21 protein-coding genes are annotated in these 25,074 nt (G+C 64.3%); 6 read left to right on the forward strand and 15 right to left on the reverse strand.

Translation table 11 applies throughout. The features are described from left to right. Positions 1–225: 225 nt before the first annotated feature. The 5 genes from OG203_RS06450 to OG203_RS06470 all read right to left on the reverse strand — a co-directional run bounded on the left by OG203_RS06450 (position 226) and on the right by OG203_RS06470 (position 6,315). Positions 226–1,299 (reverse strand): hypothetical protein, encoded by a 1,074-nt coding sequence (locus OG203_RS06450; RefSeq protein WP_405164750.1) that lies wholly within the window; start codon positions 1,297–1,299, stop codon positions 226–228. Positions 1,300–1,342: 43 nt separating this feature from the next. Then, positions 1,343–2,761: a cytochrome P450 gene (locus OG203_RS06455; RefSeq protein ID WP_405164751.1), complete on the reverse strand. Its 1,419-nt coding sequence runs from the start codon at positions 2,759–2,761 to the stop codon at positions 1,343–1,345. A gap of 179 nt (positions 2,762–2,940) precedes the next feature. Then, positions 2,941–3,960 (reverse strand): SIS domain-containing protein, encoded by a 1,020-nt coding sequence (locus OG203_RS06460; protein ID WP_405167784.1) that lies wholly within the window; start codon positions 3,958–3,960, stop codon positions 2,941–2,943. Positions 3,961–4,015: 55 nt separating this feature from the next. Further along, entirely contained in the window at positions 4,016–4,951 is a 936-nt protein-coding gene (locus tag OG203_RS06465) for an N-acetylglucosamine kinase (RefSeq protein WP_405167785.1), read from the reverse strand. Further along, positions 4,915–6,315 (reverse strand): sugar porter family MFS transporter, encoded by a 1,401-nt coding sequence (locus OG203_RS06470; RefSeq protein ID WP_405164752.1) that lies wholly within the window; start codon positions 6,313–6,315, stop codon positions 4,915–4,917. Before OG203_RS06470 ends, OG203_RS06465 begins: the two co-directional genes overlap by 37 nt. A gap of 120 nt (positions 6,316–6,435) precedes the next feature. Between OG203_RS06470 and OG203_RS06475 the strand changes: the two genes are divergently transcribed. Then, complete coding sequence (locus OG203_RS06475; protein ID WP_405164753.1) at positions 6,436–7,182, forward strand: GntR family transcriptional regulator; 747 nt, start codon at positions 6,436–6,438, stop codon at positions 7,180–7,182. 624 nt (positions 7,183–7,806) lie between these two features. Here the strand turns inward: OG203_RS06475 and OG203_RS06480 are convergent. Both OG203_RS06480 and OG203_RS06485 read right to left on the reverse strand, forming a co-directional pair. Then, positions 7,807–8,838, reverse strand: coding sequence for a GAF domain-containing protein (locus OG203_RS06480; protein ID WP_405164754.1), 1,032 nt, complete (start codon positions 8,836–8,838; stop codon positions 7,807–7,809). An 80-nt stretch (positions 8,839–8,918) separates the two neighbouring features. Continuing rightward, the gene (locus tag OG203_RS06485; protein WP_405164755.1) at positions 8,919–9,929 is read right to left on the reverse strand and encodes an SDR family NAD(P)-dependent oxidoreductase; all 1,011 of its coding nucleotides are present in this window, start codon (positions 9,927–9,929) and stop codon (positions 8,919–8,921) included. Positions 9,930–9,990: 61 nt separating this feature from the next. Between OG203_RS06485 and OG203_RS06490 the strand changes: the two genes are divergently transcribed. The 3 genes from OG203_RS06490 (at position 9,991) to OG203_RS06500 (ending at position 13,399) form a co-directional block, all read left to right on the forward strand. Continuing rightward, positions 9,991–11,211 carry a cytochrome P450 gene (locus tag OG203_RS06490; protein ID WP_405164756.1) on the forward strand — a complete coding sequence of 407 codons (1,221 nt, stop codon included), beginning with the start codon at positions 9,991–9,993 and terminating at the stop codon, positions 11,209–11,211. A gap of 519 nt (positions 11,212–11,730) precedes the next feature. Beyond that, positions 11,731–12,063 carry an Lsr2 family protein gene (locus OG203_RS06495; protein ID WP_405164757.1) on the forward strand — a complete coding sequence of 111 codons (333 nt, stop codon included), beginning with the start codon at positions 11,731–11,733 and terminating at the stop codon, positions 12,061–12,063. A 103-nt stretch (positions 12,064–12,166) separates the two neighbouring features. After that, a complete protein-coding gene (locus tag OG203_RS06500; RefSeq protein WP_405164758.1) occupies positions 12,167–13,399 on the forward strand; it encodes an alpha/beta hydrolase family protein in 1,233 nt (410 codons plus the stop codon). A 211-nt stretch (positions 13,400–13,610) separates the two neighbouring features. On the opposite strand, the gene OG203_RS06505 is transcribed toward OG203_RS06500, so the two are convergent. From OG203_RS06505 to OG203_RS06515, 3 genes are all read right to left on the reverse strand, one after another. Then, positions 13,611–15,353 (reverse strand): serine hydrolase, encoded by a 1,743-nt coding sequence (locus OG203_RS06505; protein WP_405164759.1) that lies wholly within the window; start codon positions 15,351–15,353, stop codon positions 13,611–13,613. Next, entirely contained in the window at positions 15,340–16,626 is a 1,287-nt protein-coding gene (locus OG203_RS06510) for an exo-beta-N-acetylmuramidase NamZ domain-containing protein (protein ID WP_405164760.1), read from the reverse strand. Before OG203_RS06510 ends, OG203_RS06505 begins: the two co-directional genes overlap by 14 nt. Before the next feature lie 177 nt (positions 16,627–16,803). After that, entirely contained in the window at positions 16,804–17,481 is a 678-nt protein-coding gene (locus tag OG203_RS06515) for a GntR family transcriptional regulator (RefSeq protein WP_405164761.1), read from the reverse strand. 75 nt (positions 17,482–17,556) lie between these two features. Between OG203_RS06515 and OG203_RS06520 the strand changes: the two genes are divergently transcribed. Beyond that, a complete protein-coding gene (locus tag OG203_RS06520) occupies positions 17,557–17,988 on the forward strand; it encodes a VOC family protein (RefSeq protein ID WP_405164762.1) in 432 nt (143 codons plus the stop codon). 26 nt (positions 17,989–18,014) lie between these two features. On the opposite strand, the gene OG203_RS06525 is transcribed toward OG203_RS06520, so the two are convergent. After that, positions 18,015–18,701: an LGFP repeat-containing protein gene (locus OG203_RS06525; RefSeq protein ID WP_405164763.1), complete on the reverse strand. Its 687-nt coding sequence runs from the start codon at positions 18,699–18,701 to the stop codon at positions 18,015–18,017. A 238-nt stretch (positions 18,702–18,939) separates the two neighbouring features. Between OG203_RS06525 and OG203_RS06530 the strand changes: the two genes are divergently transcribed. Further along, the gene (locus tag OG203_RS06530; protein ID WP_405164764.1) at positions 18,940–19,296 is read left to right on the forward strand and encodes a hypothetical protein; all 357 of its coding nucleotides are present in this window, start codon (positions 18,940–18,942) and stop codon (positions 19,294–19,296) included. A gap of 346 nt (positions 19,297–19,642) precedes the next feature. Here the strand turns inward: OG203_RS06530 and OG203_RS06535 are convergent, their stop codons facing one another. The 4 genes from OG203_RS06535 to OG203_RS06550 all read right to left on the reverse strand — a co-directional run bounded on the left by OG203_RS06535 (position 19,643) and on the right by OG203_RS06550 (position 23,968). Next, on the reverse strand, positions 19,643–20,293 hold the full coding sequence (locus OG203_RS06535) for a murein hydrolase activator EnvC family protein (protein WP_405164765.1): 651 nt from the start codon (positions 20,291–20,293) through the stop codon (positions 19,643–19,645). A 1,169-nt stretch (positions 20,294–21,462) separates the two neighbouring features. Next, positions 21,463–22,215 carry an N-acetylmuramoyl-L-alanine amidase gene (locus OG203_RS06540; RefSeq protein ID WP_405164766.1) on the reverse strand — a complete coding sequence of 251 codons (753 nt, stop codon included), beginning with the start codon at positions 22,213–22,215 and terminating at the stop codon, positions 21,463–21,465. Between the two features lie 52 nt (positions 22,216–22,267). Further along, positions 22,268–22,468, reverse strand: coding sequence for a hypothetical protein (locus OG203_RS06545; protein WP_405164767.1), 201 nt, complete (start codon positions 22,466–22,468; stop codon positions 22,268–22,270). 213 nt (positions 22,469–22,681) lie between these two features. Continuing rightward, positions 22,682–23,968 (reverse strand): DUF4185 domain-containing protein, encoded by a 1,287-nt coding sequence (locus OG203_RS06550; protein WP_405164768.1) that lies wholly within the window; start codon positions 23,966–23,968, stop codon positions 22,682–22,684. Positions 23,969–25,074: the final 1,106 nt, after the last annotated feature.

Consider the following 25,074-nt stretch of genomic DNA (forward strand, 5'->3'; position numbering starts at 1 on the left):
CCCACCATTGAACAACCGCGCCAACCGAATGGAACATCCATGCCATTCCTGCCCCCACCGGAACGCACCGCACCCGAGGCACCATCGTGCGAGCAGGAGAGGACCGAGGCGATCTCCGCCCCAGCCAATCAGATTGCGATCACTGGCGATTCAGCCGGCGGTCGAACGACGCCGCACGGCCTGGCAGTCGAGGATGGTGTCGAAAAGCGCACTGCCGCTGCGGGTTTACCGGGGGTTGTGCGTGTCCCCGCGTCGGTACAGTGACGTCTGCTCGGCGGAGCCGTCCTGTTGGCGGTCGGTTCGGGTGTAGCCGTGGTAGCGGCTCGTCCAGCGGTGGAACTGGAGGTTGCCGGAGATCATGTATTCCAACTCCAGCAGATATCGCCGCACGTCGTGGTCGTGTGCGAGGTGCTCGGTGGGCAGTGTGCCCCTGGCAGTGATGAATTCCTGTTCGGTCGCCGTGGCCAGAGCTGCCGCGTGGTCGAGACTTTCTTGCAGCGAGAGGTTTTCTCGGTCCATGAGGAGGAAGACGCAGTTCATGTCTTCCCCGGCCTCGAGTTCCTTGGGGAACGAGAAGATGTCGTTGACCAGGATCCAGTGGTCGATGACCAGATCGTGCAGATGCCGGAGTGCACCGGCTTCGGTCGGGTGTTCGTCGAGGTCGATTCCAAGCCCCCACTCGGTCATCGGTTTCAGCCACTCCCCGTAGACGTTCGTGCGGCGGAACCGCAGATAGGTGTCCATATCGGTGAAGCTGGCCGATACCCCGCCCTCCAGTTCCCGCATGCTCGATTCGATGACGTCGACCAGCGCGCCGAGCATGCGGTTGATTACTGACGGGGAGGAGGCACCGTCGTAGTGCGACACCGCGGCGGCCAGTGCCCGGGTGCGCCGGTTCTCCTCGTACGGTTCCCCCCGCAGCAGGGCGACGTAGGACTGCTTCAGGGCCTCCGCTTCGCCGGGCACCTGGTGGATACGCGGGTCGGCGAAGGAGTCGTCCACCAGGGATGTGGCGAGCATCCACGTCATGAACCCGAAGAACCGCTCCTCGCGGATGTGCGGGAAACACAAGGCTCCCCAGTAGGGGTGGCTCTGGCCGAGGAATTTGTCGGTGCGGCGGCTCTCGCCCTCGTACTCCTCGAAGTAGTCCAGCAGGAACGGGCGGAACCGCGCGTTCACCGAAGCGACCGTCCCGTCGTAGAGCGGATGAACCTCGCTCCGTAAACCGCTGACAATCCTAGGGATCACGTAGCGGACGTCGGGAGCGATGGCGCGGTGCGTGGTGGGGATGTCGGTCATGAGGTCCTCGCTCGAGCACTGTCGGGTCATCTCGGTTCCGGGATCACTGATCGTTGTCGCTGCCGGTCCCGCGGCCCGGGGTCGGCGAAGTTCCGAGGACCTCGAGATCGCTGACCGCGCAGGAGACCGCGGGGGCGTGCCGGGCGGTGACACGCATACGCAGCTTTCTGGGGCGCAATATCGAGGACAGGGCGGGGCTGGTGTCTTGGGCGGGTACGCCGCGCAGTTCCCAACGGGTGGCAATGGTGGCCAGCGCCAGGACGGCTTCGGTGACGGCGAAGGTGTCACCGATGCATTTGCGGGCACCGTCGCTGAAGGGAATCAGGGCGCTGCGTTGCGCCGGGGTCGCGACGGCGGGGTCCCACCGGTCGGGGTCGAAACGGTCGGGTTCGGGGTAGAGGTCGGCGCGATGATGCAAAAGGTAGGGACTGTAAGCCACGATCGCCCCCTTCGCCAACGGATGCCCGCCGAGCTCGGTGTCCTCGGTGACCGTGCGGGTGGCGAGCCAGAACGGTGACCGCACGCGCAGGGTTTCGGTAATGATTCGGCCGGTGAGCGGCAGCTGTGGCAGGTCGTCGTAGCGTGCGGGTCGCCCGGCCAGGACGGTATCGAGCTCGATACGCAGCCGCGCGGCAAGGTCGGGATTCTCGTCGAGCAGGTATAGCGCCCACTGCAGGGCGCTGGCGGTGGTTTCGGTGCCTGCCACGAACAGGGTGAGGATTTGGTCGACGATCTCGGGGTCGCTCAGTCCGCCGCCGTCGGTGTCGCGAGCGTCGACCACTGCCGAGAGCAGGTCCGGGGGGTGAATGTCCGCGGCGCGGCGCTCGGCGATGACCTGGCCGATGACGGCACGCAAACGGGTGATCGCCGGCCAGTACGCGCGGTTGCCGAGGATCGGCAACCGCAGCAGCGGGCCCGGCATGATCGCCCGCCGCATCACGCCGTCGACGACCGTATCGACGTCGCGAAATATGCGCCGCAGACTCGGCTCTGGCACCGAATGGGCGAACAACGTCGCGGTGGTCACCTGCAAGGTGAGCGTTTTCATTTGTGCTCGGACATCGATGATCTGCCCGTCGCGCCAGGATTCGGCGATCTCGATAATCCGCTGGCTCATGACCGACGCGTACTCGGCGATACGAGACGGGTGGAACGCGGGCTGCATCAGACGCCGCAACCGACGATGCCTCGAGTACGGACAGGTACCAAGGCCATCGCCGATCGCCTCCCTGGCGCGATCGAACACCGGCCCGCCTTTGTCGAAGACGCGATCGTGGCGCAGGACCTGCTGTGTCAGCTGCGGGTCACAGACCATGACCGCCGTGATCGGCCCCATGCCGATGCGAACCAGGTCACCGTAAGCCGGCAGCGAGGCCACAAAACCCGCCGGATCTCGCAGCAGCGGAACAAAATGCCCCAGCAGCGGAAGTCTGTGCGGAGCGGTCGCAATTGTTGACGTCAAGACTCCTCCAGGCATCGTTGCACCTGAGACAACACCGATGTTGAGAACATCCAGGCGCACAGCAACTTTCGCATCGTATCGCCAGGCAGGCCGAGTCGCTGCCCGAATGATCGATCAGCTCGGCGCGCTCGCCGGACAGGTCAGGACGGCACGGCTTCGATCAGGTGCGGACCGCGTCGTCACAGCGTTTCGGTCACCTTTTTCAGTCCGCGCGGCCGGTCGGGGTCGCCGCCGCGCGCGATCGCCAGGTGCAGGGCCAGTTGCTGCAAGGGCAGAATTTCCACGAGCGGCGAGAGCGGTTCGGGAATACCGGTCGGCAGGACGACACCCGCCGACAGATCTGCGATCGCGTCGGCGGTGCCGACACCGAAGACGTCGGCGCGCAGCTCGGCAAGCCGCGACAACACCGGAAGCATCGCCCGCCCGCCCGCGCCGTCGGGGACGATCGCCAGCACCGGAACCGAGGGGTCGACGGTGGCCAGCGGCCCGTGCAGCAAATCGGCGCCGGAGAACGCTTGTGCCGAAAGGTACGACGTCTCCATCAGTTTCAGCGCCGCCTCCCTGGCGGTCGGGTAGGAATAGCCGCGCGCGGAGGTGATCAGGCGCTGGGCGAACCGGTAGCGCTCAGCGGTGGCCGCCAGGGACGCACCGGACTCGAGCACCTTGGTGCCAAGGGCAGGCAGCTCGGCAGTGCCCGCGCCGTCCCCGCCGCGTGCGTAGTCGAGCATGAGATACAGCGCGAGCAGTTCCGCGGTGTAGGACTTGGTCGCCGCGACCGCGCGTTCCGGACCGGCAAGGACGTCGACGTGGATCTCGGCGGCGGCGGCAAGCGCGGACGCCGGATTGTTGGTCAGCGCCACGGTCAAGGCACCCTGGCGCCGCGCGACCTCCACCGATTGCACCAGGTCGGGTGAGCCACCGGACTGACTCACCGCGACGAACAGCACGTCGCGCAGTTCCGGTGCGCTGTCGTAGATCGTCATGGTGGACGGCGAGACCAGCCCGGCGGGCAGCGCATGGTGGATCTCCACCAGGTACTTGCCGTACAGCGCCGCGTGGTCGCTGGTGCCACGCGCGACGAAAAGTACGAATCGTGGCTGGTACTCGGCAATTCGGGCGGCGGCGGCGCGGATCGCGTCGGTGCCCTCGGTGAGCAGCCGTTGCCAGGCCGCGGGTTGTTCGGCGATCTCGCTCGCCATGAGCGCGCCGGGGTTGTCGTGGTCGGTCATGTCGCTCCTCGATGTAGGTGGTGGCTTATCCGGGCAGTGCCGCCGCGCCTCGGTCCAGTAGTTGCCGCGCCAGTCGCAGCGCACCGTGCACCGGGTCGGTATCGAGCACTCGCATATCGTCGATACCGCGTTCGGCGAGCGCGCGACGCAACTCTTCTTGTAGTAGCGGCTGGTGCACCACGAGCCCGCCCGCCACGACCACCGGCCCGTCGCAGGACAGGCGGTCGGTGACGGTGACAACGAATTCGGTCAGATCAGCCACCGCTTCGGCGACGATCGCGCGGCCGATCGGATCACCGATCTCCGCCAGTTCGATGACAACGTGCGCGCGGCGCGCCCAATATCTGCGGTCGGTGTGGTTGTAGAAATGGTCGAGCAATTGTTCGGTCGAACGCAGCCCGCATTCGGCGGCCAGCGCCTGCCCGAGCCGGTCCGCGGGTTCACCCCGGTCGATCCCGGCCAGCGCGCGGCGCACCGCCTCGCGCGCCACCCAATAGCCACTCCCCTGGTCGCCGAGCAAATATCCCCAGCCACCCGCACGCGCGATACGGCCGTCGTGCCGCCCCCAGGCGACCGAACCGGTGCCAGAGATGAGCGCGACACCGTGGTCGAGCCCCGCGGCCGCGAGCACGAGTTCGCTGTCGTGCACGACTCGAATCATCGCATCAGGCAGACGTTCCGCGAGTAGATCTCGCAGTCGGGCGCGGCCCTCCGGAGTGTCGGCGCCCGCCGCTCCCGCGCACACGGCGCGGGCACCGTAACCGCCGACCCGTTCGAGGATGAGATCGAGCTGGCGTCCGGCCTCGTGCACACCGACCGAGGCCATGTTGGCGCTGCCGGCCCGAGCCTCGGTGACGACAACGCCGTCCTCGGCCCGGACCGCCGTCGTCTTGGAGCCGCCGATGTCGAGACCGAGCGTGACCGTCACGAGCGCACATCCTGACCGACGGGAGCGGGCCAGCGCCCACCGTTGGCCCAGTAGTACTGGATCTCCTCGAGCTGCCGCCCCTTGGTCTCCGGCGCCAGCTTGTACACGAACACGAAGCCCACTATCGCGAGCACGCCGAAGACCACGAATGTGCCTGCCCCGCCGAGGGATTCGAGCATGGTCAGAAATGCCCCCGCCACAATCGCGTTCGCGACGAGGTCCGAGGTGAGCATCGCGCTCGATCCGGTCGATCGCAGCCGCGCTGGGAAGCTCTCCCCCGCGTAAACCCAGACCAGCGCACCGAATCCGAAGGTGAAACCGACGGTGAACAGCAGGACACCCAGGAACCCGAGCACGGTCAGCACACCGCCGAAATCAGATCCGGCCAGGAAGACGGCGATCAGCAGAGCATTGGCGGCGATCATCATCCCGATGCCGGACAACAGAATCGGCCTGCGCCCGAGCCGATCGACCAACACCAGCGCGACCAACACCGCGGCAAGTGCCGCGACCTGCACCAGCGCGGGCAGCACGAGCAACGCGAAATGTCCGCGAAAGCCCATCGCCTCGAACAGTCTCGGGCTGTAGTAGACGATCGCGTTGATCCCGGTGATCTGGATGAAGAAACCGAGTCCGACGACGAAGACGGTCGCCCGAAGATACGGTCTGCGCAACATCTCGCGCAGCGCACCGCCGGATTCTTCCCGCAGGCCGCGCTCGATCTCCGCGAGTTGGGCATCGGGATCCAGATCCGGTTCCATGCGCTGCAGCACCCGGCGCGCCTGCTCGGTCCGCCCCTTCATCACATACCAGCGCGCGGTGTCGGGCAGTCGCAGCAACAGCACCGTCGTGAGCACGGCGGGCACCGCCGCCAACCCGAGCATCCAACGCCAACTCTGCGAGCCGGCCAGCAGATACGCGGCGAGATATCCGACGATGATGCCGATCACGGTCGCCACCTGATAGGCCACCAGCATCGCGCCGCGGACCCGGGTAGGCGCGGACTCCGCGACGAAGACCGGCACAACGACCACCGAAATGCCGATCGTGATGCCCAGCGCGAATCGAGCCGCCATCAGCATCGGAAGCGCGGTCGACAACGCACCGAGCAGCGCGAACGCGCCATAGGTCGCGGCGACCAGAACCATCGATTTCTTGCGGCCGATCCGGTTGGCGAGCACACCACCACCGACGGCGCCCGCGATCTCGCCGATCACCACCGCGGTGGTGAGCAGTTCCTGCTGATGGGTGGTCAGGCCGAATTCATCGGTGATGAACAGCAGCGCGCCCGCGATGTTGGACAGGTCGTAGCCATAGATCACCCCGACGCTGGCGGCAACGGTGCCGACCAGGACCCCCAGACGGGGCGACGCCCGTAGCTCGGCCACGAACCGCATGTCTCTTCGCCTCTCACCGTTGATCAGGGAAGTAATTGGTGTACACCAATTTGCCGGTGACGAGATTGGCATACACCAATTCCCGCGTCAACTTGGGGACGGCGCGGTAGGTTCTGCGCCATGGGTAACGCCGCGGGGACCGCTCCGGAAGCCACACGAGCGCAGCCGCGCTACTACGACACCAAACTGGCGCTGCGCCAGCTCATCAGCACACTGGACGCGTCGACCGCACTCCCGCCGGAACGGGTGTTGGCCGAACAACTCGCGACCTCGCGGACCACGCTGCGCAAGGCGCTCGCCGAACTCGCCGCCGAGGGACTGCTGCGGCGAATCCAGGGCAGCGGCACCTTCGTCGCACCGCCGAAGGTGGTGCACCTGCAGCAGTTGACGTCGTTGACCGATGACATCAATGACCAAGGGCTGCAAGTTGATTCACGAATCCTGACGTTGACGAAGGTGCCAGCGGACGAGATCGTCGCCGAACAACTCGCCATCACGCCCGGACGTCGGATCCACCGCCTCGAGCGATTACGCTCGGTCGACGGCGAACCCCTGGCGATCGAGATCGCCCATCTCGTCGATCGCTTACCGAACCTCGGCCGCCACCTCGCCGAACACGGCTCCCTGTATGCGACCCTGCGCGACTGCTACGGGGTCGAGGTAGCCGCGGTGGAGGACACCGTCGAAACCGCGCTCACCACACCCGACGAAGCGAACCTGCTCGACGTCGCCGTCGGATCCCCGACCCTGCTGATCCAACGCCGCGCCTCCGATCAGCTCGGGCGCCCCATCGAATGGACACGTTCGCTCTATCGCGGCGACCGATTCCGATTCGTCGCGCGCACCTGGACGAGCGCGCGGCACTGAGCAGATACTAGGTCGCGCGCCATGCCCGGATGGTATCCGCATGACTGCAGGTCGGGCGGTGCATCGATCTCTCCCCTCCATATTTTGGAGATCGATGCACCGCCCGACCCGCAGTCTGAAATAGGACTGCCGATATCGGGGATCCGATGCGCGGCAGACTTCCGATCGGCAAGCCGTGTGCTGTATCGAGTTTCACCGTCAGAACGAACGGCTCTGCCGAACCGCCGTCGAAACGCACTGCCGCAGTGGCTGTTTCACCGCGTCTGGCCGTAGACGAAGCTGTACCCCGGTCATGCCCGTCCCGCGCCGGTACGCCGCGGCACCCCGGAGTCGCCCAGCTCAATACTCCTGCATGCGAGAGTTACGAATTCAGCAATCACAGTGCTCGCTTCCACGTCGAAGTACCCTCCGCTGACGATGTGTCAGCGACTGAGGGCTGTCGAACGCACAAGCGGCACAATCGTCGATGCCGACAGGAGTCCCGCCCCTACGGGGTGCGGGCGCGCTGCAGGTAACAGTAGTGCGAAGACTGGCCGGTGTGCAACGGTTTCTCAACCGAAAGAACTTCTTCCCCAACGCAATTGGAACCTTGCATAACGGAGTCCGCTCTTCTTACAAAACAAGCTAGACGTACGGTTCTGTAGTGCGGCCTGACCCATTCGGATCGGCGAGCCTGATCGTAACCAGCGCGGCGGTAGTGCTCTGATCCAGCGGCATCAGCACCGCCTTCGCGGCTAAAGCAGTCCAACCCCCGTCCAGTGACCGGACGCGCACCCGACCAGCCGTGCGGCCAGCACGGAGACCGTCGGACATCACGCGGGCGACGGCAACGTCATCAGGGTGAATGGCAGGCGCTGGCTCGTCTTCCAGCGCCTCCCAGGCGATTCCCGGCATCGGTGGCCCCATCCACCGCAGCATCTGCAGTGTTCGGGTGTTCATGATGACGCGGTATTCGCCGTCATCGGCGGCTACCGCCAGCACGCGGTGCTCGAGAATGATCGGAGGTGGCGCCACGGCTGTCTCGGTCGCCGGACCGATATCGTGCGTGATACCCCGCAGGAGTCGCTCAACGTTGCCGCCGGATCCGGTTTTGTGGACCATTCGACAGGAATAGTGAGCTCCTCGGAGCTCTCCGTCAGGACGCCGGATGGTCCATACCTGCTGAGTTTCTTGGCCTTCGTCGGCCCGCACAATGCGAGCCAGCGCGGTGCCCTGCTCGTTGTAATTCGGTGTGAGCGGGTCCGCGAAGACCGCGGCAATCGAGTGCTCCCGGATCGCATCACGTTCCTCGACCGGAATACCCATCAGGTCAAGCAGATCATCACTTCGCGTCGATGTACCTTCGGTGATGTTGAAATACCAGGCGCCAGCTGGATCACGCTGTGGCAGAGCCTCGTTCGGCGGCCCGGACCACACCATCACGCCATGCAGCCGCTGTGCCGAGATCAGCAGCGGGACAGCGACGGTGCGGCGGCTGCCATCCGAGGAAATACGATCGACCTGCTGATACGTGACGGCGACTTCCGCGATGGCGGCCTTCGTCTCCGACAGCGTAAGTCGGTGGTTGATGATGCGATCGAGCGGGACAAACTTTTTCGGACTTCGACCTACCGCGATCACGGTCGGTCGTCGGTCATCGAACATCTCGAGCAGCAACCATTTTGTTGCCATCGGTACCCCCCTAGAACCTGAACACTGTTGACTTCACAATCGGTTGGCAGTTGAGCCGATGGCGATCACAGTTTTGACACGAGTTTGATGACCTGGCCGAAATGCGGGCCTGCGATACGGGCGGCGAACTCGGCCAGCCACGCGTCGGCACCGATCACAACCTGAGCGCGGCCCTGCTCGACGCCGGCGAGGATAGTGTGAGCGGCCTGGTCCGCGTCGGTACGAGCGATGTGTTCCTCGAATCTTTTGACGACCTTTTCCCGGTCGACGTCGGGAGCCAGCAGCGCGGACCGTGAAATCAGCGTCCGGACACCGCCCGGGTACACGGCAGTCACCGCGACATTCGTCCGCGCGAGCTCCGCCCGCAGGCTTTCGGTGAAGCCGCGCATCGCGAATTTGCTGGCGCAGTAGGGCGCGTGGTCGGCAGAGCCGATGAGCCCCAGCGCGGACGAGACGGTGGCGATCCGGGCCGGCTGGCCGGTGGAGAGTAGATGAGGCAGAAAAGCCTTGACGCTGTTGACCATTCCGCCAAAGTTGATGCCCATGACGGTGTCGAAATCCGCGTAGGAGGTCGACTCGACGCTGCCGACATGAAGAATGCCCGCATTGGCGAGCAGGACATCGCAACGGCCGAACCGGTCGATCGTGTTTGCGGCATAGGCCGCCATTGCCACGCGGTCACAGATGTCGACCTCGAATACTTCGACGTCGCCGGGAGCCGCGCATAGCTTCTGCGTTTCGCGGATATTCTCTTTGTGTCTGCCTGCCAGCGCCAAGCGAGCGCCCCTGCGGTTGAGCTCGATCGCCATTTCGCGCCCGATGCCCGACCCCGCACCGGTTAGTGCGACGACGCGTCCTGCGTAGAAGTCAGGATCCCCACCCCTCGTCTCTCGTCTGAGTCTGGTCTTGATCCGAGTGCTCAAACCGCGACTACTCACGGGTCGCAGCTTACGACGACCGGCGGCTTCACGCACCTCATATCGCACACCCGTGGCATGAACGAGCCCGCACATCCGGCTCGCGCGGTTCGTTGAATCATGCTGGCAGCCAACATGTTCGAACACATACATGATCATGTTCGGCGAAAGCCGCCCAGCTCACTTCACGTCTACCGGCGGCCGATGGTAGAACCGTGGGGTGACGACAGTCCAGGATGTGACGTTCGATGACCGCTACTTCCAAGAACCCGCCGCTTTCGTCCGCCAACTCGCACTCGCAGGCCCGATCCACCGGTTCACGGCGCCGCACCGAGTCACCGGATGGATGATCACCAACTACGAGCTCGCCAGAACAGTGCTCACTCATCCAGCCGTGATCAAGACCCCCGGAACAATGGTTGGCTTGCGTAGCAATGGTGGTCCCCGAACCTTGCGGCAGCGGATCGACCAGACCCTCGGCTCGTACATGCTCACGCACATGCTCGCCACCGACCCGCCCGACCACGACCGCCTTCGTCGCGTTGCCGCTGACTCATTTACGCCGCGCGCCATCGCCGAGCGAATCCCCCGCATCACCGATATCGCCGACAAGCTCATCGACACCATGGATCCAACTCAGCCCGTCGACTTGGTTCCGGCTCTCGGCGTGCCGCTACCGGTGCAGATCATCGCAGAGATCATCGGCATACCCGCGCGCCATTCCGCGCGCATCGGCAAGTCCTCACAAGTCCTCGGCGATGTCCTTTCCTCGAGTGTCAACGAACTCAACAGGGCCGCATTCGATTTCAGCCAGATAATCCTGACCAGCTTCGCCAGTCACAAACTCCGGCGCCGCGACGATCTGCTGAGCATTCTCGTCGACGAGATGCGCCGCGGCCAGGTACGCCTGAACGAGACGACATCCACGATCGCGCTGTTGCTCATCGCGGGCCACGAAACCACGACAAGCCTGATCGCCAATACTGTGCTCAACCTCCTCGAAAACCCTGCCGAACTGGACAGAGCGCGCACCGGCCCGCAAGCGCTCGAGGCGATCATCGACGAAACCCTCCGCATCGACCCGCCACAACCGACAGCAACGCTGCGGCTCACCGCCGAGCCCGTCACTCTCGGTGGACAGGACATCGCCGCGGGCGAATGGATCATGGTGTCCCTCCTCGCGGCCGGTCACGATCCCAACGCCACCGATAACCCCGAAATCTTCGACAGCACGCGAAAACCCCGGCGGTCACTACCTTTCGGGCACGGCATCCACTTTTGCCTCGGCGCTCAACTCGCCCGTACCGAGGCACGGATCGCCATCACGCAGCTGCTGACCAGATACCCCGATATCGCCCTCGCGGCTGACCGGCAAAGCCTGCGTTGGCGCCGAAGCATCCAATTCCAGCGCTTGGAAACGCTGCCGGTGACGCTCCGCTGAAAGCGCGAGCCGAACACCACGCTCTGCGGACTGCCACGAACTCGGCCACGCCTTCCTGAGCGGAAACTTCTAGCCGTCACCTGGAGCCCCTGTTCCTCGCGGGCCACTGAATGCAGTGCACTTGTCCGGTTCGGCTGTTCCATCAGGCTGCCCAGGGTCGTTCCCCGTCGTGATCGGTGGCTTGATCGATCGCATTCCGCACTTTCGCCTCGCGTTGTCGCCCCCGAACGGCTCGTGTGGTGAGTCTCGGCGATGATCAGCGCCGATTGTATGGATTCGAATCACCGCTGAGCGTGACAGGTCACGCGAATCAGCGGTTTTGCGCGGCCATAACCTGACTGCGCCCGTAACTGTGCAGGTAAACTCATGTTTTGAAGATTGAATATCGAACTACGAACTCGTACATTCCACTCGATTTCGGACACCCGAGACCGAGGCGATTGACGGCTTATTTGGCTTTCCTTGCGAATACCGTTAACATTTCTTCCAATACTCGTAACTACGTTAAAGGATGCGACCATGGCCAAGCAGGTCACTGTCACTCTGATCGACGACTTCGACGGCAAGTCCAAAGCGAGTGAAACAGTTCAATTCTCAATCGACGGCAAGGCCTATGAGATCGACCTGTCCACAACTAACGCGGGCAAGCTTCGGGTAGCCCTCGATCCCTGGATCGAGAAGGCTCGTAAGACCGGTCGCACCAAGCGGAATAGCAACGGGAAAGTCGCTTCCGTGGTCGACCGTGAACAATCAGGGGCGATACGCCAATGGGCCAGGAAGCACGGACACAACGTGTCCACACGTGGCCGAATCCCGGCCGACGTCGTCGCGGCGTACAACAAGTCGAACTAGCGGTGGTGTTTCGATGAATCCCCAACGCTGATACCAGGGAGCTAGCCGATGTGAGTCCTCGGGAGTGATGTCGGCAAGTCGCAGGTGGCGCGAGTCTGTACCGGTGATTCAAAAACGCGCCGTCGCCAGTCTTTCCGCCGTCGCCGTACTGCTCACCGCAGGAGCTTGTAGCGAGGAGGGTGGCCGTACGCCGCCTGCGGCAAACACGTCATCCATCAGCTCGACCGAGCGGGGCACGGTGTTGAACACCGTGCCGCTGACCGAGATGAATCCCGACCAAGTGCGTGCGTATCTGCGCGATCAGGGTGTAGACGCCTCCAAGGTGCGTTTCGGGGTGATTATGCTGCGCATCGAATATGCCTCCATCGATCCAGCCGGGCAGCCCACCAAAGCCAGCGCCCTTGTCGCGCGGCCGAAGACCGACTCCGCGCGGCCTCAGCTGGTGTCCTGGCAGCATGGAACCACCGTCTCGCGCGCGTCGACCGCCTCGATGACCGCGGACAGCTCGAACAGGGCCACGGCTGTGCTGTTCGCCGCCGACGGCTACCTGGTATCCGCACCGGACTATCTGGGCTTGGGCACCGGACCCGGCCTCCATCCTTACGACGATCTACCCAGCACCGTTACCGCGTCGGTGGACGCCCTGCGCGCGACCCGAACACTCGGCGAGCAAGCCGGACACCGTATCGACGGACGAGTGCTGCTGAGCGGCCATTCCCAGGGCGGACCGGCGGCAATGGCCGTCGGGCGAGAGTTGTCCCGTGGCGGAGTCCCCGGGCTGCGCCCGGCAGCGCTGGCACCGATCAGCGGCCCGCACGATTTCAGCGGCTCCCTGCGGACAGCCGTGACCGGACCGCAGGGCGGCATCAACCACGCATCCGCCTACCTGGCCTATCTGACCGTCGCGTGGCAGCGGCTGCACCACCTATACAACACACCGAGCGAGGCATTCAGGTCACCCTACGATCAGACTGTGGAGCGATCACTGGATGGCAGTCAGCCTGCCAACCAGGTGCTCGCCACGCTGCCTGTCAACCTGGACGAACTGTTCACCCCGGAGTTTCTGGCCCGATTGCGCAACCCGAGCGGCACACTGGCCGCCGCGATCCAGGTCGCGGACTCGAGCTGTCAATGGCGGCCGCCGGTACCCGTGACACTGTTCGCCTCCCGCGGAGACCGAGACGTGCCCATAGCCAACGCCACCCACTGCGAAGACGCGATCCGTGCCGAAGGTGGCCAGGCAACGATGACCGATCTCGGCGATATCGATCACGGCGCGACGGCACTGCAGGCACTGCCCCAGGTGCTGACCGAGTTCAACCAGGCCATCAGCTAATTCCGGCTGACACATGCCCCGCCGGGTCCGCAGCACCGCCAGATCCGCCACGCAGTCCCCGCCGACCGCGAGCGTCGCCACCAGATCCAGCACAACCATGCCCGGTCCGTGGACGGCGCGGGTGGTCGCCACGACCTCGTACGATGCGGTTCGAGCTGCGAGCCTCCGTATCGATGGAGAGCAGGCCGATGCCGGAGTGGTGGCGCGGTTGTCAGTCGGTGGTTTCGGTGAAGCCGTCGAGGACGAGTTTCGCTGTGTCCCTTTCGATCCGGTCGTCGAAGATCAGCTCGGGTCCGGCGGTGATCCGGATCGCATCGATGTAGACACCGCGGCCGTGGTACAGCGTGTCGGTGGTGTAGCGCCAGCGCAGCTGTACCTGGCCGGTCAGTCCGGCGAGGCTGGCGGAGGCCGTCAGCCATTGTCGGCCCTCGTACCCGCTCACCTGGCCGGGTGTGGTCACGTTCAGGCGGTCGCCGGTGATCGCGAACGGGACCTGTTGCCATGTCGTGCCGCCGTCGCTGGATACCTCGAGGTAGAAGTAGTCACAGGCGGGCTCGGTGTCGTACCAGAGCGCGAACTCCAGGCGGGCAGCCGCGGGCAGCGTGATCGGCAGTACCAGGCTGTTGGTGGTCTGGTCGGCCATCCCGCCGAACCACGCGTAGCGGTCGGCGGTCGGCGGCACCGCTATCGCGCGCGCGATGTCATAGGCGACCGCGCACCGCGCCGGGTTCGTGGAACCCCAGTCGCGGCTCGGGTGGACCCTGTTGGCGAGCAGGATGACGAACGCACCGGTGGTCGGGTCACCGGCCAGCGAGGTTCCGGTGAAACCGGTGTGCGCGAAGCTATACGGCGTCGCCAGCGCCCCTGCCTCCCAATGCTGGTAGAGCTCGATGCCAAGGCCGTGGTCGTTGCCGGGGAATGCTTGGTTGTAGTTGGTCAGCATCTTGATGACCCAGTCCCTGGACAGGATCCGGCAGTCGCCGTAACTGCCGCCGTTCAGGAGGGTTTGCGCGAAGATGGCCAAGTCGTGCGCGGTGGAGAACAGCCCGGCATGCCCGGCCACTCCCCCGAGCGCCCAGGCGTTCTCGTCGTGCACCTGGCCCCAGACCAGGCCGCGGTCGGGTACCAGCTGGTACTCCTCGGCAGCGATCCGGTGCTTCAGTGCGGCCGGCGGGTTGAACATCGTGTCGGTCATCCGCAGCGGGGCGCTGATACCGTCGCGGACCAGCACGTCCAGGGTGCGGCCGGTGATCGTCTCCGCGACCAACTGCAGTGTCAAGAAGTTCAGGTCCGAGTAGAGATAAGCCGTCCCGGCCGGGGTTTGCGGCACGGTGGCCAGAATCGCGGCGATCATTTCGGCGTGCGTGGCGTAGGTCCACAGCGGCGGACTCGGGTCCGGCGGCAGCCCGGAGGTATGGGTCAGCAGCTGCAGCATCGTGATGTCGCTCTTGCCGTTGCTCGCGTAGTCCGGCAGGTACTTCACGACGGTGTCATCGAGCGCAAGCCGGCCCCGCTGCATCAACTGCACCACCACCGTTGCGGTGAACAGCTTGGTCAGCGAGGCCAGGTCGAAGATGGTGTCGGTGGTGGTCGCGCGCCACTGGTCGCTCGGCAGCAGGTCACCCTGGTGGTTCGCGTAGAGCAGGTTGTAGCCGTCGGCAGCGAACTCCGCGATCACACCGTCGCGCCCGGCGATCACGACCTCGCCTGGGTACATCGGGTGGCCGTCGGCGCCGGTTCCTGGCCGCAGCCCCGCCGCGGCGTCCACCGGGGTCTGGTCGGCATACTGCGTCAGCAGCCTGGCCTGTGCCGGGGTGCCGTAGCGCAGCACCGGGCCCCCGTGCGGTACCAGCTCCGCCAGGGTCGGCCCACCGGAACTGGTGACCGTGACCTGCCCCGATGTCATGATCGGGCGGACGGGGTCGGGAACTGGTGTCGTCTCACGATGGGTCATCCTCCGGGTACATGAGGTACTCCTTTCGCAGTCGGGCGAACTCCGCAAGCTCGGCCTGCCAGCCCGCCACGATTTCGGCGGTGTCCTTCCCCGCGTCGACCGAGGTGCGGATCCAGTCCGAGCCGGAGAGCTTGTCCACCCAGATCGCGTCCCGCCCCGGGTACTGCCAGCCGAAGCCGTCGGGATACCGGCGCCGGACGGTCACCAGCATGGCTACCGCGGTGGTGATGGCGTCGAACGAGCCGCGGTCGGTGATGTAGCACTGCAGGCCGCCGCACACCGTGTTCTCGTACTTGTCGAAGGTCGGCCGCACGTACTCCTCGCGGAACCGGGTTCCGTGCACGCCGTTGGTTTCCAGCTCGGCGTTGAGCGCGTCCAGCCAGTGGTAGTCGATGTAAGGGGCGGTGATCAGCTCGAACGGACGGGTAGTGCCCCGACCCTCGGACAGGTTGGCGCCCTCGAACAGGCACAGCCCGTAATACATCAACGCGGTGTCGGGGGTTGGCATGTTCGGTGACGGCATCACCCAGGGCAGCCCGGTCTGGTCGTAGTACATGCCGCGGCGCCAGCCCCGCATCGCGACCACGGTCAGCTCCGCCTTCCTGCCGCCGGCATCGGCGGGCACGAAATGGTCGTTGAACAGCAGCGCCAGCTCGCCGACGGTCATTGCGTGCTGCTGGCAGATCGGCTTCATGCCGACGAAGGTCTCGAGCCCCGGATGCATCACCGGGCCGCTTGGTCTGGCACCTCCCAGTGGGTTAGGGCGGTCCAGCACGATGAACGGGATGCCGAGCACAGCCGCCGCCACCAAACCGAGGTACATCGTCCAGATGTAGGTGTAGAACCGGGCGCCGACGTCCTGGATATCGAAGCCGAGCGCCTGCACTCCGGACTGCCGTACCAGCGTCACGGTGTCGGCCACATCGGTGCCGTACATGTTGTAGACCGGCAGCCCGGTCTTCGGGTCGGTGTAGGTGCCCTCCCCGCCGCCGGCCTGAGCGGTGCCACGGAAGCCGTGTTCCGGGCCGAACACCGCGGTCAGGTTCACCGCCGCGGCGGCGTGCATGACGTCGACCTCGTGGGTGAGGTCGCTCTCGATCGCGGTGGGGTTGGCGATGATCCCGAATTTCTTGCCGGCCACCAGCTGGTAGCCGTCGGCAGCGAAGCGGTCGAAGCCGGTCCGTACCACCGGATGCGTCAGCTCAGCGCCGTCCCCGCGTCCGGCTGCGGTCCTGCGACCCGCGTCGGCCGGCGGGAAATTCCGACGCCTCATCTCTGGCTCGTCCGTGCAGCCGAGCGGGGGCATAGCCCGAGGCTCCCACGGGACGCCCATCCGGTCAACATTCCAGGGCCTGATGGTTATCCGGTGCGCTCACCACCGGCTGTTAGCGGCAAAGACGCTGGGCCACAGGATCATCCAGGCCTCCACCGAATGCGTTGCCACGGATACCTAGCGATCTGCTGGGTCGGGGTGTGCAGTGAGTATGTCGAAGGCCTGGCGTCGGTGCGTTGCGAACAGCGCGAGGGCGGTTTCCGTGTCACGGTCGCGCAGGGCGGTGACGAGTTCGCGGTGCTCTTCGGGGATGTGGGCGAGATAGCCCGCTGTGCTGAGTCCGATCCGCGTCAATAGCAGCAGGTGGACCTGGCAGCGGATCGCCTGCCATGCCTCCGCGAGACGCTGGTGTCGGGCGGCCGCGTAGACGGCATCATGGAACGCGATGTCGCAGCGAACCATCTCGTGCTCGTCCCTGGCGTGCGCCATGCGGTCGACCACCTTCTCGACGGCCGCGATGTCCTGTTCGGTGGCCTGCGCGACGACTTGTCGGACGGCAAGCTGTTCCAGTGCGCCGCGCAGGCTGTCGAGCTCGATGACGTCCTCGGGCGACAGCGTCGTCACGGTCGCGCCACGATGCCAAGCGCTGCGCACCAGGCCTTCGCGCTCCAGCCGCAGCAGCGCCTCGCGCACCGGGCCGCGGCTGACGTCCAGGGCGTTCGACAGTTCGACCTCGCGCAGTTGCGCCCCTAGTTCGTAGGTCCCGTCGAAGATGGCTTCTCGGATGCGGTCTGCCACCTCGTCGGCCAGCCCTCGGCGGCGGGCAGGCGCCATCCTGTTCGTGTCGATACTCATGATTGTATGAATGTTAACATTGCGACATCATCCCGGTTGCCAGTCCGGGGCCCGCGTTCAGAAAGGCAGCCCCTCATGACCGTCCACGACTCACCGATCCCCCGGTTCCATCTGGCCGTGCCAGTCGACGACCTAGCCGCCGCGCGTCACTTCTACGGCGAGGTGCTCGGCTTGACGCAGGGCCGTAGCGCCGCCACCTGGGTGGATTGGAACCTGCACGGCCATCAGTTCGTGACGCACCTGGCGCAGGGCAGTGTGCAGCGAATCAGCAATCCGGTTGACGGCCATGATGTTCCGGTCCCACACTTCGGGTTGATCCTGGCGGTACCGGAGTTTCACAAGCTCGCCGATCGGCTGCGCGCGGCAGGCACCGAGTTCGTCATCGAGCCTTATGTGCGCTTCGAGGGGCAGACCGGCGAACAGTGGACGATGTTCCTGATCGACCCGGCGGGCAATGCGCTGGAGTTCAAGGCGTTTGCCGACGACTCCCAGGTCTTCGCCGCCTGACGCCGCCGCACCGGCAAAGCATCTGGTCAGCGGGGCGGCTGCCATTCGATACGGCCGCCCTGGAAGTCCTGGGCTCGGCCGCCGTTGTAGTCGTACTCGTCGCTGATCGGGTAGCCGTAGCGGCCGTTCTCCCAATTCTGGCTCGCCCAGATGTCTCTGATCGCGCCGGAGATCACGCGGGCGCCGGTGTCAGCCGACCAGTAGATCGAGCCGCCCTCGAAATGCTGTCCTGCCCCGTTGTTCTTGGCGCGGAACTCGTCGGTGGTCGGGAAGCCGAGTGTGCCGTCCTCCCAGGAGAGTGTGGCCCACTTGTCGCGGATCGCTCCCCAGGTGTTGTGCGCTCCGGTCGAAGGCGACCAGTGAATCGTGCCGCCCTCGAACTGGTTGAAACGACCCGGCTTACGGGTCGGGAGCTCTCGGCTGGTGGGATAGCGCAACGCGCCGTTGTCCGCACCGAGTTCGCTCCATTTGGCGCGAATCGCACCGCCGATCTCATTGGCATGACCGTCGGAAACCAGTGGATGCCAATAGATCGAGCTGTCCTTCTCGAACGCCTGCCAGCGGCCCCCGCGGGCGGCATCGGACTCCGCGTTCACCGCCTCGCCGAAGAAGGCGGGACCACCGGCCTCGTCGTATTCGACCCGGATCGCACCGTAGATCGGGTACGGCTGCGCGAAGGCTTGGGTGGGAGTCAGCGTGAGCGTAGTCAGCACCGCGAAGACAGTGGCCGTACGGACTACTCGGGCGGCTCGACGTCGACCGTGCTTCGGATACCGCGGACCGGATGACATAACCCCTCCTTGCGCCCCCTGTATCGAAGCCATTTTACTTGCGCCCGAACGCTTTCGACAGTGCCGCTACGACAGACGGTATCGCGGCGCCCCGGTCGAACACCCTGCGAATGGTCGGCAACTCTACGATTCAGCTACGGAGAGCAGAGAGTGGGCATACATGGAGCTCGAGGAAGGTCGGACGACGGTGCCCGCGCGGTGGGCGGTGGCGACGTGGGGTTTGCTCGCCGCCGTACTGACCGCTCCGGTCGCGGCGGCCCTGGTCGGGATCGTCTACCGGTTTCCGATCCCGTTCGGTGACGATGCGCGCGGCGTCGAAGAGGTCGGCAATGCGGCACTGGCATCGGTGTTCTACCTGGTCAAAGGCGAGGGAATGGTGCTGGCGGCGCTCGGTGGCGGCGCGGGCTACTTCATCGCACGCGCCGTCGGACCGGGGCTGACCCGCGCGCTGCCGCTTGCCGTCCTGACTGCTTTCGGCCTGGCCCTGCTCGGCGCCCTCATCCTCGCCTTGGTGTGAGGGTTCAAGTCGTCGACAGAGACGAGAAAGCCGAAATCCCTTGTTTTGCAAGGGGTTTCAGCTCGCACCAGGTCCGGAGGGGACACACGCGCTGAACACGCAAATCGACCTGCGGAAATAGGATGACCGAGGGCGACATTTCAGTTCACTCGCCGGGCCTCCCGCCCAGCCTGTCGTAGCGGCATTCGCCATGCTCGCCGCGCGTACGGCGAACGACGCGACCCGCACCTATCTCATCGGCACGCACACCGTGATGTCAACGGCACGCTATTCCGGATGATCTGACGGCAAGTCAATCTGGGCCTTCAGGGCAGGTTGGATTGATGGTTTCAGTCTTCGGTTGTATCTATCGGTTCAACACCTTGTTCCGGATATCGGCCAACGCGTCGACCACCGATTTTCCGCCCAGCTGCCGCCAACCCGTGAACTGACCGCCATCACGCGAACCCTGCCCACACAACTGTTCCCGAATATCCTTGGCATCACTGCCGATCGGACCACAGAATCCCTTGATGAAATCCTGAATCTGTTTCACTTCCGCGGCAGTCATGGGCGCATCCGTTCCTTCGCCGGGGTATGCGGCGTCGGCAAGCATGGGGAGCGGATCTACCCGGTCGGCGCCGGGCGGCGCCCAAACCCGCCCCCGATGCCATTCCAGGTGCAAATGTGGCGCGACGCCACCGTTGGTCGCACTGTCGGGGTTGATCCTCGCGATCCGCTGCCCCGCCTCCACCACTTGGCCAGCCCTAACTTCCGGGATCACATGCCCGTAGACGGTATAGCCTGCACCGTCAGCGTGACTGACACACACCCACTGGCCGAAGCCGGACGCCTGGCCCGCCTTGTCGACGGTCCCGGCTTGCACCGCGTGCGCCGCGAGACCTCCGCTACCCCCTGGCCGTCCGAAGTCGACACCATAGTGGTAGCCGTCGTCGCGCGGACCGAAACGACTGGTCACAACATGGCCGCGCGCCAGCGGCCAGAAACGAGCGCTCACAGCGCCTCCTTTTCTTCGTTCAAGGTCATATTGTCTCCACTGATTCCAAACACTTATCTTCAAGTGCTGGTCAGCCTCCGGCCATACCGGCCGGTGCTGAATCAATTCATATTTCAGGTTCCACGGCGTGGGGGATTGCCGTTTCGGTCGCTGCCTCACCAATGCCGCCGTACAGGATGGTTAGGTCACCGACGCTCCAGTACTCACGACCATCGGGCCAAGGAGCTCGCACGGACCCGCCGTGGAGAACAGCGCCCGGGAAGCCCCCGTCACCTACCCGCCGCCCGGCGACGCTATTGTTGGTGGAGGTGTACGTCATCGTGCCATCGCAGGATCGAGCCGAGTCCCGAAGTGGTGGTTGCCGTTTCGTTCATATGGACACCTGGAAGCACCCCGTTGTAACGGCACGCGAGGACCTCCGATGATCAAGTCATGCATACCAAAAGGTCTGTTCTATGTCGTACCGTCGGAACCCTCATCGCAGTTGCCGCGGTGAGCTCCGCGTCAGCGGCATGCGGGGGGGAATCGAACGGTCCGTCGGCAGCGAGTTCCACGACCACGACACCCCGGGCGATCCCAACCTCCGCCTCCACCACCACATCTCCGGCGGCACCCGCGGATACCGGAACCCCCGCACCACCCCAGCCACAATCGTCCCGGCAACCGGCACCGGCCCCACCGGTCAAACCGACCGCCCCGGCAAAGCCGCCCCAGGCCACGGCGGCACCGACCCCCGTAACCGGCGTATTCGAGGGTGCGTCATGCACCGCATTTCAACAGTTCGCCAAGATCGCCGACGGTACGCTGCTGGTTTGTCTCGGCATGGCACCCGGGAAGTATTATTGGCGGGACGTCCCAGAGCTCGTTCCCGAGATCGTGACTGTCGGCGAGCCGTGCTCGTACCCGGACACAATACTCGCACGGACCGTCGACAACAGAGCCGCGATGTGCGGCCAGTCCCGCACGCGCCGAGTCTGGTCGCTGTGGGTTCATGATTAGACGCCCTGCCACTCAGTTCGCGGTCTGGACTGTCTATCGAGCGAATTTCCTTGTGCGGTACCGCGTGCCGTGACATGAGACAGCGGAACGGCGGTGGAGACGGTGTATACCCTGGTAAGTCCACCGTCGAAAGCCGACCGTTCCGCTGTCGCATCAGGCCGTGACCAACTCTATCGGCTCAACACCCTGTTCCGAATATCGGCCAACGCGTCGACAACCGACTTTCCGCCCAGCTGCCGCCAACCCGTGAACTGACCGCTATCACGCGAACCCTGCCCGCACAACTGTTCCCGAATGTCTTTGGCATCACTGCCGATCGGACCACAGAATCCCTTGATGAAATCCTGAATCTGTTTCACTTCCGCAGCACTCATGGGCGCATCCTTCCTGTCGATCAATACCTGGACCTCGCGCCGGAACGCATTCATGTCGATGCCGGCCGGGTCCTTTTTTCCTTCAGAGCTGTATTCCCAATGGCCCACGCAATCGCCCGAACCACGGCCGATTCGGCGCAGGATCGCCGCGCAGCCACGCTTGTAGGCGTCGAGCTGTGCCGCCGTCCAGTCGCGTCCGTTGCCAACCGAGACGGCCTCGATGCCGATCGTGTAATAGTTGGCGTCGTTGGTCGGCCAGCCAGGCCAGGAACCCCGTCCAGCGTGCCAGCACACGCCTGCCGCGATCACCCGGTAGGTGCCATCCTTCTCCAAGACCAGGTGCGCCAGCGGACCTGGCAGGTCCGGACGGCCGTTCTGCACGGTCTCCCAGTCACTGGCCCCACCGCCGCCGGTGTGGTGGCACACGACCCCGCGAAGGTCTCTCATGTCACCGTGACCGCGATTCCGCCAGCCGTCATGCTCGATGACTCGAAGGCCTTCCTCGCGAAGCACGTCGGCGAGCCATACCGGATCTCCAGTCCATGACATGCTTATCCCCCTAAGCCCGCGGACGTGACCTCGCGGAGCCGCAGCTGATCTATCACTTCAGCACCCGATTGCGAATATCGGCCAACGCGTCGACAACCGATTTGCCACCCAGCTGCCGCCAGCCCGTGAACTGACCGCTATCACGCGAACCCTGCCCGCACAACTGTTCCCGAATGTCTTTGACATCACTGCCGATCGGACCACAGAATCCCACGATGAAATCCTGAACCTGCTTCACTTCCGAAGCGCTCATGAGCGCATCCTTCCTTTCGATGAATTCGTGTACACCGCAATCGAAACCACCCTTACCGGTGCCATGCGGGTCACTATTTCCGGTACAGCCGCAATCTATGAATTGCGCTGATTATGTGTAAGTACATTTGTCTCAGATCCGCAGTATCGACCGCACGCAGCGGGGGGACCACGGATCCGCAGCAGACGCATTGTTGGATGAAAATGGAAGCCGCTAGATCGTCAAGCGCTCTTTGGGTGCGCGGGATTGCTCGATCGCCGCCGTGAGATCGGCGCGGTCCATGGTGTTGTCCTCGGAATGATCGGATAAAAACGCCACCAGATCCGGTGTCTCGAGCGAACTCAGTGGCGGGGCAAGCGGGCCGGTGTATCCGGCAAGATCGGCAGGTTGCCGCGACAGGTCGCCTACTGATTTCGCCAACTTCTTCGGTAGTTCGACAGTCGAAGGAGACAAGTCGACCTGCCACTGCTTGACGCCATAGAAGGTACTTCTGCTTCCGTTCGGGGTTTCGGCGTGCGGCCATTGCGACAACAGCATCTGCGCCTTGCCGTCAAGATGGCTGTAGGGGTGTATGACCGGGGCGTACAGAAAGGGGGCAGCGTCGCTGTCGATATGTCTGCGATAGTCGGCCCAGACCCCTTCCGGACGCGGCGATGTGCGTGTAACCACACCCAGCACTCCGTCGCAGTAGGACAGCACGACCTTCCCGTCGATCACCTGCGCCGAAATCTCGCCGATACCATTGCCCGACACCGACGGCATGAGGATGGCCATCACGGGTCCATTGACGCGCCACCCCCATTTGCCGCCACGGTCCTGACCAAAGAACTGATAGGTGGACGGCTTCCACATCGACCGCCAGTCGACCCGCATGAGGTGAATACCGCCCCCGTTCCATCGGCCTTCATTGGTGCCGTAGATGTACACCCAGTCCTCACCCGGCCACATGATCATGGTGTTGTTCTGGAAATAACGCCATTGGGTGTTGGCGTCGTTCCGGAAATCCATGTTCTCTTTGCCGGTATCCAGGTCTTTTGTACGTTCCCAGTTCTCGGCGTTGGTCTCGGTGGAGGTCCACATGCGTGAATACCATGTGCTCCAGCTTCCGCCGGCACTAGAATTTGCCCAGTTGCGAACCCCGAAGGTGGTCATGATGTAGCGACCATCGGGCAGATGGATCAGATCGTTGGGAATCTCGGTGATCGGCTGTCCGGGGGTCTCGGCAGGAGAATGCCGGTAGGGAATCATCTCCTTCGCCCTCGCGCCGCCGATGCAGTTATCCCAAACTATGCCGTTCTGAATATCGGCATTATGCTGCCGCAAACCGACCGGCGACCGCCAGCCAGTGGCCGGCGGGTCGGGTGTGGCTGCGTCGAAGGTGTCGCCGAAGATACTGATGCAGTATCCGTGGTTGGTGATCGCGGTGAAGCCGAGATCAGTCCCTCTGAACCCGAATCGGGCGGTACTATCACCTGTTAGCGTCTTGACATAGGTGGCCAATGTTTGTTCCTTTCAAAGCAATCGATGCCTACAGAAGGCGGGCACGCGGGGCGGGCATGCGCGGATTGGCCGGACCAATACTGGCCGGGTAGTCGACATCGGGACCGATCAAGTACTTGGTGCTTCCAACCTGCGCGTGACGCACGAGAGCATGTTCGCCGGCGCACCTAGATGCTCTCCGGTGCCGCGGCACGTCAGAACAGTGATCACGCGAACAGCCTTTCTATGTGTTTACGGAATTCCCTGTACGGAAACCCATTTCGATGAGTTAGAGGAGTCCCGCCCCCCGGAGTGAGGGGAGTCGCTCCGGGAGCGGGACTACAACGCCCCCGTGCTGCGACAACGTCTGCGACTGCGGACCACCCGCGGGAAACGGGCGCGCAAGGGGGCGTCGCATGCGGCAACGCTCTGAACCCGCTTTTCAACCTGATAGTTGTTCGGAGGCGTGCCGCATGAGCTGGGAATGACGGGCTATCAGCACCGTCAAGATTTCTCGTAATCGAGAATGGCGAGAAACTGTGGGGAAGGAGTTCCGATTCGTTTCTTGCCTGTGGCTAAAGCCTAGCTTGCCTGTTGTGACAAACGGTTCGAAAATGATCAACAGTGCTGGTAGTTAATGGTTTTGATGGCTCCCAAAGCGTCACACCTCCTGACCACCACGCCCCGGACGGTCAGGTGTTGCCGCCTGTCAGAAGGCTCTGCATCAGCAGAGCGACCCGACCACGGCCGAACTTCACCCAAAGAGCACGGCTGGAACCGCTACCTCCACGTTTTCCGGGTGGGACAACGGGATTTCGGTCGCCTGAGCAGCCGACGCTTCGATGCGCTCTATCAATCGACCTGTCATGGCTTGTGCGTGCCGAGGGCCACAACCCAACGAGCACCGATGTTTGCGTGCGCGTCGACCTTCAACCCAGCTGACATCCACAGGGACACAACACCGTCTACGTCTTCGGATCGACACGTACAGATCATGATCACGAAAAACGCGCGGTAATGGCCGCTGGTCGGGTGGTTCTGGCGGGCGATACGACGGTCCGCTGGTACGCCCGCATCTGCCGCAACCCGCGCGTTGGTCAGCCGTCCAAATCTGTTGATCGACACGG

The sequence above is a fragment of the Nocardia sp. NBC_01499 genome (assembly GCF_045040275.1).
Classification (GTDB): Bacteria; Actinomycetota; Actinomycetes; order Mycobacteriales; family Mycobacteriaceae; genus Nocardia.

Coding starts and splice junctions, on each gene's coding strand:
- OG203_RS06450 (WP_405164750.1), bottom strand. CDS start 1,299: ATGACCGACATCCCCACCACGCACCGCGCCATCGCTCCCGACGTCCGC.
- OG203_RS06460 (WP_405167784.1), bottom strand. CDS start 3,960: ATGGCGAGCGAGATCGCCGAACAACCCGCGGCCTGGCAACGGCTGCTC.
- OG203_RS06470 (WP_405164752.1), bottom strand. CDS start 6,315: ATGCGGTTCGTGGCCGAGCTACGGGCGTCGCCCCGTCTGGGGGTCCTG.
- OG203_RS06475 (WP_405164753.1), top strand. CDS start 6,436: ATGGGTAACGCCGCGGGGACCGCTCCGGAAGCCACACGAGCGCAGCCG.
- OG203_RS06485 (WP_405164755.1), bottom strand. CDS start 9,929: ATGATCATGTATGTGTTCGAACATGTTGGCTGCCAGCATGATTCAACG.
- OG203_RS06495 (WP_405164757.1), top strand. CDS start 11,731: ATGGCCAAGCAGGTCACTGTCACTCTGATCGACGACTTCGACGGCAAG.
- OG203_RS06505 (WP_405164759.1), bottom strand. CDS start 15,353: ATGACCCATCGTGAGACGACACCAGTTCCCGACCCCGTCCGCCCGATC.
- OG203_RS06510 (WP_405164760.1), bottom strand. CDS start 16,626: ATGAGGCGTCGGAATTTCCCGCCGGCCGACGCGGGTCGCAGGACCGCA.
- OG203_RS06515 (WP_405164761.1), bottom strand. CDS start 17,481: ATGAGTATCGACACGAACAGGATGGCGCCTGCCCGCCGCCGAGGGCTG.
- OG203_RS06520 (WP_405164762.1), top strand. CDS start 17,557: ATGACCGTCCACGACTCACCGATCCCCCGGTTCCATCTGGCCGTGCCA.
- OG203_RS06530 (WP_405164764.1), top strand. CDS start 18,940: ATGGAGCTCGAGGAAGGTCGGACGACGGTGCCCGCGCGGTGGGCGGTG.
- OG203_RS06540 (WP_405164766.1), bottom strand. CDS start 22,215: ATGTCATGGACTGGAGATCCGGTATGGCTCGCCGACGTGCTTCGCGAG.
- OG203_RS06545 (WP_405164767.1), bottom strand. CDS start 22,468: ATGAGCGCTTCGGAAGTGAAGCAGGTTCAGGATTTCATCGTGGGATTC.